The sequence below is a fragment of the Roseateles sp. P5_D6 genome, from assembly GCF_054049415.1.
Genome location: NZ_JBFUMK010000020.1, coordinates 191,396 through 200,171, shown reverse-complemented (window position 1 = coordinate 200,171; position 8,776 = coordinate 191,396). Strand labels below are relative to the sequence as shown.

At 65.7% G+C, this 8,776-nt stretch carries 8 protein-coding genes; 1 reads left to right on the top strand and 7 read right to left on the bottom strand.

Annotation, left to right across the window (positions count from 1 at the left end; translation table 11 throughout):
- The 6 genes from ACXJKM_RS23435 to ACXJKM_RS23410 all read right to left on the bottom strand — a co-directional run.
- On the bottom strand, nucleotides 1-582 hold a 582-nt coding region (locus tag ACXJKM_RS23435), incomplete at its 3' end, for an FGGY family carbohydrate kinase (RefSeq protein WP_457355577.1).
- Nucleotides 582-1,814, bottom strand: coding sequence for an ROK family protein (locus ACXJKM_RS23430; protein ID WP_056193159.1), 1,233 nt, complete (start codon nucleotides 1,812-1,814; stop codon nucleotides 582-584). The genes ACXJKM_RS23435 and ACXJKM_RS23430, both read right to left, overlap by 1 nt.
- 151 nt (nucleotides 1,815-1,965) lie before the next feature.
- Nucleotides 1,966-2,796 (bottom strand): 3-keto-disaccharide hydrolase, encoded by an 831-nt coding sequence (locus tag ACXJKM_RS23425; RefSeq protein ID WP_457355575.1) that lies wholly within the window; start codon nucleotides 2,794-2,796, stop codon nucleotides 1,966-1,968.
- Between the two features lie 147 nt (nucleotides 2,797-2,943).
- Nucleotides 2,944-4,221, bottom strand: a complete 1,278-nt coding sequence (locus tag ACXJKM_RS23420) for an L-fuconate dehydratase (RefSeq protein ID WP_056193164.1) — start codon at nucleotides 4,219-4,221, stop codon at nucleotides 2,944-2,946.
- 2 nt (nucleotides 4,222-4,223) lie between these two features.
- A complete protein-coding gene (locus tag ACXJKM_RS23415) occupies nucleotides 4,224-5,078 on the bottom strand; it encodes an ureidoglycolate lyase (RefSeq protein WP_056193167.1) in 855 nt (284 codons plus the stop codon).
- Nucleotides 5,079-5,128: 50 nt separating this feature from the next.
- The gene (locus ACXJKM_RS23410; protein ID WP_056193466.1) at nucleotides 5,129-5,881 is read right to left on the bottom strand and encodes an SDR family oxidoreductase; all 753 of its coding nucleotides are present in this window, start codon (nucleotides 5,879-5,881) and stop codon (nucleotides 5,129-5,131) included.
- Between the two features lie 258 nt (nucleotides 5,882-6,139).
- Here ACXJKM_RS23410 and ACXJKM_RS23405 point away from each other — a divergent pair, with 258 nt between their 5' ends.
- Nucleotides 6,140-7,480, top strand: coding sequence for a GGDEF domain-containing protein (locus tag ACXJKM_RS23405; protein WP_457355572.1), 1,341 nt, complete (start codon nucleotides 6,140-6,142; stop codon nucleotides 7,478-7,480).
- 12 nt (nucleotides 7,481-7,492) lie between these two features.
- Here ACXJKM_RS23405 and ACXJKM_RS23400 read toward each other — a convergent pair whose 3' ends face one another.
- Nucleotides 7,493-8,470 carry a YeiH family protein gene (locus ACXJKM_RS23400; RefSeq protein ID WP_235531832.1) on the bottom strand — a complete coding sequence of 326 codons (978 nt, stop codon included), beginning with the start codon at nucleotides 8,468-8,470 and terminating at the stop codon, nucleotides 7,493-7,495.
- Between the last annotated feature and the right edge of the window lie 306 nt (nucleotides 8,471-8,776).

Genomic DNA, 8,776 nt, shown 5'->3' with positions numbered 1-8,776 from the left:
GCAGGCGCCGAGCAGTTCGTCGGACCAGTCGCGCCGGGCCACGTCCAGCCACAGGGTGCCGGCGGCGTCCGACGGGTCGGAGACCTTGTCGCCGGTCAGCTGCAGGCGCAGCCAGTCCTTGGGCAGCAGCACGCTGGACACGCGCTCGAAGACTTCGGGCTCGTGCTTCTTGACCCACAGCAGCTTCGGCGCGGTGAAGCCGGGCATGGCGAGGTTGCCGGCGATGTCGTGCAGGCGCGGCGCGGCGGCCGTCAGCTCGTCGCACTCGGCGTGGCTGCGGCCGTCGTTCCACAGGATGGCCGGGCGCAGCACGGCGTCGTCAGCGCCCAGCAGCACCGCGCCGTGCATCTGGCCGGACAGGCCGATGCCGCGCACGGCGGCGAACTCGGTCGGGTGGGTCGTGCGCAATTGGGCGACGGCGGTGCCGGTCGCGCGCCACCAGTCGGATGGATTCTGCTCGGACCACAGAGGTTCCGGTGCCGACAGCGTCAATGCGCTGCCTGCGGTACCAACGATGCGACCGCTGTCGTCAAGCAACAGCAGCTTGACTTCCGAGGTACCCAGATCAATGCCGAGAAACATCAAGCAGCCTCCGCTGTTTCAAGAAAAATGGTTCCACCGTCAGCCAGAGGTAACGCGGGGCGGGTCAGTCGATAACGTGCCAGCGCTGCAGCGCCGACAGCGACGGCGTTGACGCCGAAGCGCGACGTGCGCACGATCGGCGGTGGCAAACCGGCTGCAGCGGCATAGGCGTTCAGCGTATCCAGCGCCGGCTTAAGGAATGGTTCGCCCAGCTCGATCGCGGCGCCACCGAGAACGATGCACGCGGGGTCGTAAGTGGCAGACAGGTTCTGCAGCAGCACGCCTAGGTAGCGTCCGGCGGAGGCGACGGCATTCTGGGTCTCAGGGTCGTTCCCCAACAGATGGCTGCGTATCCGAGACAGCGAGGTCATCTCCGTCCCCCTGCCGTAGCCCCGCTGCATGGCGCCCATCGAGATCAGCGCCTCCGCGCAGCCCCGGCGCCCGCAGGAACAACGCGGACCATCGAGTTGCAGCACGGTGTGCCCCACTTCGCCAGCGAAACCTCGGTTACCGGTCAGCAGCCGGTCACCGACGATGACACCGGCACCGAGGCCCTCGCTGATGGAGACGTAGAGCAATGGGTCCGCTGCGGTCGAGGAGTTGAACTCCACTTCGCCAACCGCGGCGACAGCAGCTTCGTTCTGAAGGAAGAGCGGCACGTGCGCCAGCGGGGAGTCAGCCAGTCTTTCGGCCAGCAGTGCTGCGAATGGCACATCGCGCCAGCCCAGGTTGGGCGCGAATCGAAGCACGCCACGCGCTGCATCGACGCCGCCGGGCAAGCCGACACCGATACCCAGCGCCTGCTCGCTGGCGGCGAGCTGCCCGAAGACCTTCAGCAGCGATGCGGCAAGTACTCGAATGCACGACTTGGCCGAGCGAATGGCACCGTAGCTGGCGACAGTTTCTGCACGTATCTCGCCCGTGAGGGACGTGGCAACCACGCGCACGGAGTCGACGCCGACTTCGGCACCGAGCAGCAGCAGTCGGGTTGGATCGATGAACAAGGGCGTGGGGCGGCGACCCATGTCGCCTGTCGGGACGATTTCGCGCTCGACCAGCCAACCCTCGGTAATCAATTCACGGGCGAGCAGGCCGACGGTGGATTTGGTCAGGCCCACCACAGCAGCCAGATCGGCTCGTGACTGACCTGGTTTGGCGCACAGTTGCCTGACGAGCGCCATGCGATTGATGACTTTGAGGAGCTGTTGGCTCGCGGCGGCTTCGACCTGCAAGGCACTTCTCCCTGATGAACTTTCGTGGTCGGACCACAACTTGTCGTTGTGTTTTTGGTATGACCAATGTTAGTTGGGGCGATGGACAAAGTAAATAGGGGAGCGCGGCTTCGTCATCGCAGGCCGCGAGTCACGGCAGCAGCAGGAGATTTCACCGAGGCACTCCCGGAGCCTGTTGCCCGGTCCGGGAAGTGGTGGGGAGGGATCGGATCCTGATGTTCCGAAACCATACGGGCTGCGATTCCGCCTGCAGCGCGATATGGCCGAATGACAACTGCAGGGGAGCACCGGCATCCAGCAGGGCTTTTGCGCTGTCCTCCCTGGGATCAAGCTGGGGGTGCTGATAGCGCAGGACCTCGACGCCATTGACGCGATGGACGACTTCCTCGTTGCCTCGAACCTCGACCTCCACCGCTACCCACTCATCCAGGGGGAACAATTTCGAGGTCGACTCGATGATGTGGTCTGTCACCAGCCGGCCCTTCATCTCGAGGTTGGTGCCAGGCGTGCACACATTTCCCGTCTGGCGGCCCGCCGTTGCGCCCGCGCTGAGGAACTGGAATTCCATGCTGGCAGGCCAGGCCTGGTTGAGCCCCATCGTCCAGGGCGACTGTGAATGGATCATCACGCCGCTGTTGAGTTTGGCCCAGGGTGGGGCATCTGCAACGGCAGTGCCCGTGATCCGGTACTCGAGCCTAAGGATGTAGTTGGCGTAGGCCAGGTTGGAGTACAGATGGCCGAACTGTTCGTCGAACTTGCCGTAGCCGTCATAGCTGACCTTGATCACGCCGTCTTCCACCCGAAACGTGTTTGCGTAGTTGTCTCCAAGCGGATGCTTGTTGATCTTCACGGTCCATCCGGAAAGGTCGCGGCCATTGAACAGCGAATGCCATTCGCCCTCGTCCTGCGCACTCGCGTGGGCTGGGGCCAGGAGGGAGATGCACAGGCTGGCTAGCAGCGCTGACGGAGATCGGTTTTTCATGACGTGGACCTATCCGGGAAAAGGCAAAATCGCGCGGTCTCTTTCAAGGCCGCGCGTTGGTGCTGGAACGGTTCTGGCGAGTTATTGCCGACCGTCGGAAAAATCGATGCCGGACCGAGGGCGTACTTGAAGGCGCGATGAGTCCCTTCAGCCCCCGAACCGGTATTGCGCCAGCGAGGCCGGTTTCATCGTGATCGAAAAGCCCGGTGCTTCGGGCGGCATGTAGGCCGCGCCGCGCACGACGCAGGGGTCGACGAAGTGCTCATGCAGGTGGTCCACGTACTCGATGACACGGCCGTCACGCGTGCCGGCAATGCAGAGGTAGTCGATCATGGACAGGTGCTGCACGTACTCGCACAGGCCCACGCCACCGGCATGCGGGCAGACGGGCAGGCCGTGCTTGGCGGCCATCAGCATGACGGCCAGGATCTCGTTGACGCCACCCAGGCGGCAGCTGTCGATCTGCACCACGTCGATGGCGCCGCGCATCATGAACTGCTTGAACAGGATGCGGTTCTGGCACATCTCGCCGGTGGCGACCTGCATGGGCGCGATGGCCTGCCGAATGGCGCGGTGGCCTTCGACGTCGTCGGGGCTGGTCGGTTCCTCGATGAACCAGGGCTTGGCAAAGGCCAGGTCCTTGAGCCAGTCGATGGCCACGGGAACATCCCAGACCTGATTGGCGTCGATCATCAGCTTGCGGTCCGGCCCCAGCACCTCGCGAGCGATACGCAGGCGGCGGATGTCGTCCTCGCGGTCGCGGCCGACCTTGAGCTTGACGTGGTTGAAGCCCGCGTCCACAGCCTCCTGGCACAGCCGGCGCAGCTTGTCGTCGGGGTAGCCCAGCCAGCCGGCCGAGGTCGTGTAGCAGGGGTAGCCCTCGCGCTCCAGCGTGGCCAGGCGTTCGGCCTTGCCCTCTGCTGCGCGGGTGAGCAGCGCCAGCGCCTCGTCGGGTGTGATGCAGTCGGTGATGTAGCGGAAGTCGATGCAGCGCACCAGCTCGGCCGGGCTCATGTCGGCCACCAGGCGCCACACCGGCTTGCCCTCGGCCTTGGCCCACAAGTCCCATACGGCATTGACGACGGCGCCGGTGGCGAGGTGGATGGCGCCCTTGTCGGGCCCGATCCAGCGCAGTTGGCTGTCCGACGTGACGTGGCGCCAGAAGCGGCCCATGTCGGCGGCGATCCAGCTCAGCTCCAGGCCGACAACCAGGTGGCGCATGGCCTCAATGGCGCGGCAGCAGATATCGTTGCCACGGCCGATGGTGAAGGTCAGGCCATGGCCTTCCAGGCCCGGCGTGTCGGTTTCAAGGATGACGTAGGCGGCCGAGTAGTCCGGGTCGGGGTTCATCGCGTCCGAACCGTCGAGGTGCTGCGACGTCGGGAAGCGCACGTCCACTGTGCGCAGGTTGGTGATACGGGTCATGGTCAGGCGGCAATGGTTTTCTGGGTCTGCACGCCCAGGCCCTGGATGCCCAGGCGCATGGTCTGGCCGGGCTTCAGGTACAGCGGCGGCTTCTGGCCCAGGCCGACGCCGGGCGGCGTGCCGGTGGAGATGATGTCGCCGGGCTGCAGGCTCATGAACTTGCTCAGGTAGCTGACGATCTGCGCAACGCCGAACACCATGGTGCGCGTGTTGCCGTTCTGGAAGCGCCGGCCGTCGATCTCCAGCCAGAGGTCCAGCTGCTGCGGGTCGGCCACCTCGTCGGCCGTGACGAGCCAGGGGCCGATGGGGCCGAAGGTGTCGCAACCCTTGCCCTTGTCCCACTGCGTGCCGCGCTCGAGCTGCCATTCGCGCTCTGACACGTCATTGACGACGCAGTAGCCGGCCACATGCTTCATCGCGTCGGCTTCCTCGATGTAGCGGCCACCTTCGCCGATGACGACGCCCAGCTCTACCTCCCAGTCGGTCTTGAGCGAGCCGCGCGGGATCTGCACCGCGTCATCGGGGCCGCAGATGGCGCTGGTCCACTTGGCGAAGACGACGGGCTCGGTCGGCACGGGCAGGCCGGACTCGGCAGCGTGATCGGCGTAGTTCAGGCCGATGCAGATGAACTTGCCGACGCGGCCGACGCAGGGGCCGAGACGCAGGTCCTGTTGCGGCGTGCCGCTGACGAGTGGCAGGTCCGTCGGGTCGATATCGCGCAGCCTTGCGAGGCCGGCGGGCGTCAGCACGTTGCCTGCAACGTCATCGACAAGGCCTGAGAGGTCGCGCACGCGGCCGTTGTCATCGAGCAGGCCGGGTCGTTCTTGGCCCACGGGGCCGTAGCGGAGGAGTTTCATGAGAAGTTCGTTATTGACGGATCGGGAGATATGCCGAAATGACGCGCGCCTTAGATCGTGACGCCACCATCCACGCAAACGGCCTGCCCGGTGATGAAGCGCGACGCGTCGCTGAGCAGGAAGACGACGAGCGGTGCGATGTCGTCGACTGTGGCCAGCCGGCCCATGGGCTGGCGGGCGATGAAGTCTTTCTCGGCCTGCACGGGATCGGCCGCCGCAGCGATCCGCCCGCGCAGGGACGGTGTGTCCACCGTGCCAGGGCAAAGGGCATTGCAGCGCAGGCCTTGCTTGACGAAGTCCGCAGCGACTGCCTTGCTCAAGCCGATGACGGCCGCCTTGGTCGTGCCGTAGGCGAAGCGGTTCGCAAAGCCCTTCACCGATGAGGCCATGGATGCCATGTTCAGCACCGAGGCGCCGCCGCCGTGGCGTGCGGCCTCTGCGAGCATGCCCGGCAGGAAGGCGCGCAGCGTGCGCAGCATGCTCTTCACGTTCAGGTCCATGCTGAAGTCCCAGGCCGCTTCGTCGCAGTCGAGCACCGTGCCGTGATGCACGAAGCCGGCGCAGTTGAACAGGCCATGCAGAGCAGGCAACCGACCGGCCAGGCTCTGCACCGACAGGGTGTCGCGGACATCGAGAACCTCGGTACGCAGCGCCGAAGACGCCGCTTCCCGGGCCAGCGCGGCCAAGCCGCTTTCCTGGATGTCCGTGGCGATCACCTCGGCACCCGCCGCGAGGCAGGCCAGGGCGCTTGCACGTCCGATTCCCTGTGCTGCTGCGGTGATCAGAACGGTCTTGCCCGTCAGGCAGGCGGAAGGGGCGTGGAAGTCACTCACGATGGTCAGGGTATTGAAGGTCTGACCAGTGTAGGCGAACATGGCATAAATCGTTAAATTGGCCTTACCAATTTCAATTATCGAAGGCGCTGGCGCCCATCGAACCGATTCGCGGCAGTTGGCCAGGCCGCGTTTTTCATGGATTGCCGTCGACGGCGATTTGCCCCGTGAGGCGAGCGCTTCGTTGTGCCGGCGCCCGCCTTTGGATCTAGAGTGCACAGGACGCAAATGCCGAAGTTTGATGGCGTGCAATCTGACCTGACCAGCATCAGATTCCTCATGGGAGGGATCGTGCTCACCGTGGCCGTGCTGGGTGTTCACATGATGCTGCCCGCGCGAACTCTGGATCTGCTGGAGCCGGGCGTGAGCAAGCATTTCCTGGAAGCCCCCCCTCAGGCCGGCGAGGAAGCCGCGGTGCAGTGGGTGGACGCCGGGCAGTTGCGATGGCGTTGCCAATACGTCGCCTCCGAGAAGTACCAGCCGTGCGTCCTGACCTATCTGCTGACCGGCGACGATCTCAGCCGCGGCCGGGATCTGAGCGGTTTTGACCACATCGAGCTGGAACTGAACTACCAAGGGCCGGCGCCATTCCTGCATCTTGATATCCGGAATTTCGATCCGCGCTTCTCCAGGCTCGAGGACGCCAACAGCTCGCGGATGCACGCGGTCACGCTTCGAAGGCGAGACGTTGAGCAACCGGTGCGCATCAAGTTGAGCGAACTCAACGTGCCCGACTGGTGGGTCCAGATGTTCAATCTGCCTCGCGAGTACAACCAGCCGAGCCTGGACAACGCGACTTCGTTGTCCATCGGCATTCCCGGAGAGCTGACCGGCCAGCACCATGAACTGCAGCTTCGCCGCCTGGTGCTGAAGGGCGAATGGATCAGCGACGACCGCGTCTACCTGGGAATCCTGCTTGCCTGGCTTTTTGGTGCTTGCGCCATGGTGTTGCGTGGCTGGCAGCGACTGCGCCTGAGCCATCGCCGCCAGCAGCGGGAGATCGATGCCTTGACAGCGCGCACGCGTCAGTTGCGCATCGAGCAGGAGAACCTGCGCCGCCTGGCTACGGTCGATGAACTGACCGGTGTGTTGAACCGGCGCGGCCTGGAGCAATCGCTGGGTGACATGGAAGAGGCGGCACAGGGGATGTCGCTCGTGCTGCTGGACATCGACCACTTCAAGCATGTCAACGACCGCCATGGCCATGATTGCGGCGACGAGGTATTGCGCCGCGTTGCGGCCATCGTCGCGGCCAACCTGCGCGCGAGCGATGTCATCGGTCGCTGGGGCGGCGAGGAGTTCCTGATCGCCTGCCAGGGCACGCGTGTGCGTGATGCCGCCCGCCTGGCCGAGAAGCTGCGCGAACGCGTGCAGCAGAGCGAGGTCAGCTGCACTGCGGGCCGCCTCGCAATCACCGCCAGCTTCGGCGTGGCGCTGTCGCCGCCGGGAGGGTCGGCTGCGAATGCCCTCAAGCGGGCCGACGAGGCCCTGTATCGCGCCAAGGAGGCCGGCCGGAACCGCGTCGAGATAGACAGGACGCTGCAGAGCGACTCACCGACCACGGTCTGATTTGTTGGACCCTCAATAGAACCGCAATCCCCAGGCGGCGGCGAGCGAAACGGCTGCAAGCCACAAGCTCGTCGCCACCATCAGCAAGATGGGCCGCCAACCTGCGCTGGCGAGGTGCGGGAACGACGTCTTCATGCCGAGCCCGGCCACCCCCAGCATGAGGCAGGCGCGCGAGGCGAGATTGAGCTGCTCCTGCACTGGCCGCAGGCATCCCAGCGAGTTGAGCGTCGCCAGCGCGACGAACAGCCATAGAAAGCCCGGCACCAGCGCGCCGAGTCGCATGACCATCGGTCGTGCCGTGGGAGGCGGCTCGTCGGCCGAACTGCGGCAGGCGATGGACACGCCCAGCACGACGATGAAGAGCAGGCTGACGCGCAGGAGTTTGACGATGGAGGCCGCGTCGCCGGCGGCCGCAGAGATCGAATAGCCCGCTACCACCACCTGCGCCACGTCATGGATGCTTCCGCCGATGAAGAGGCCAGCACCAGCCGGCGACAGCTGCAACTGCCGCGCGATCAGTGGGTAGGCCACCATCGCCGCCGTCGACAGCAGCGTGGCCAAGACGGCCACGACGAGCGCGTGGCGTTCGTTCGGCGTCTCCCCCTCACCGGCACGCGGCAGCACCGCACCAATCGCCAGCGCCGCCGAGGCGCCGCAGATGGCCGTGGCGCCGCCCGCCAGCATGCCGAGCGCCCACGGCAGGCGCAGTGCCTTCGCCAGCCACCGACCGCACAGGAGGGTGCTGGCGACCGCGAACAACACGACGAGCAAGGTCGGCCAACCGAGCCCGGCGACCTGCTCCCAGCTGATGCGCGCACCCAGCAGCCCCACGCCCAGGCGCAGCAGCGTGCGGCCGCAGAAGTCCACGCCAGCGGCCGTGCGGTCCTGCGGGCTCTGGCTGTGCAGCGCCGCGCCGAACAGCAGCGCGTACAACATCGGGGGCCCCTGATACAGCGCGGCAACGAATGACGCAGCCAAAGCGATCAGCACGCAGGTCGCCCACCCCGGCCAGACTCGCCGCAGGGCCTGGCCATGAGCGTCGAAGAAGGCAGCCCGTGCCAGCATGCGGCCCTAGATCCGGCAGTTGGGCACGACCGAGTGGCTGGCGAGGCGGGCCGCTGGCAAGGCGTGACGACGAAGTGGGCTCATGCCCACGAGGAGGAGCAACGCCGCCAGCGGGCTGAAGCGCCAGACCAGCGGGCGTGCAGCGTTGTTCACCGAAGTGGTGAGGACGGACCAAACGCCAAGGTGTTGATGCATCGATTCTTTCGAAGAATGGTGAGCGGTCAACTGCCG

Coding starts and splice junctions, on each gene's coding strand:
- ACXJKM_RS23425 (WP_457355575.1), bottom strand. CDS start 2,796: ATGAAAAACCGATCTCCGTCAGCGCTGCTAGCCAGCCTGTGCATCTCC.
- ACXJKM_RS23420 (WP_056193164.1), bottom strand. CDS start 4,221: ATGACCCGTATCACCAACCTGCGCACAGTGGACGTGCGCTTCCCGACG.
- ACXJKM_RS23415 (WP_056193167.1), bottom strand. CDS start 5,078: ATGAAACTCCTCCGCTACGGCCCCGTGGGCCAAGAACGACCCGGCCTG.
- ACXJKM_RS23405 (WP_457355572.1), top strand. CDS start 6,140: ATGCCGAAGTTTGATGGCGTGCAATCTGACCTGACCAGCATCAGATTC.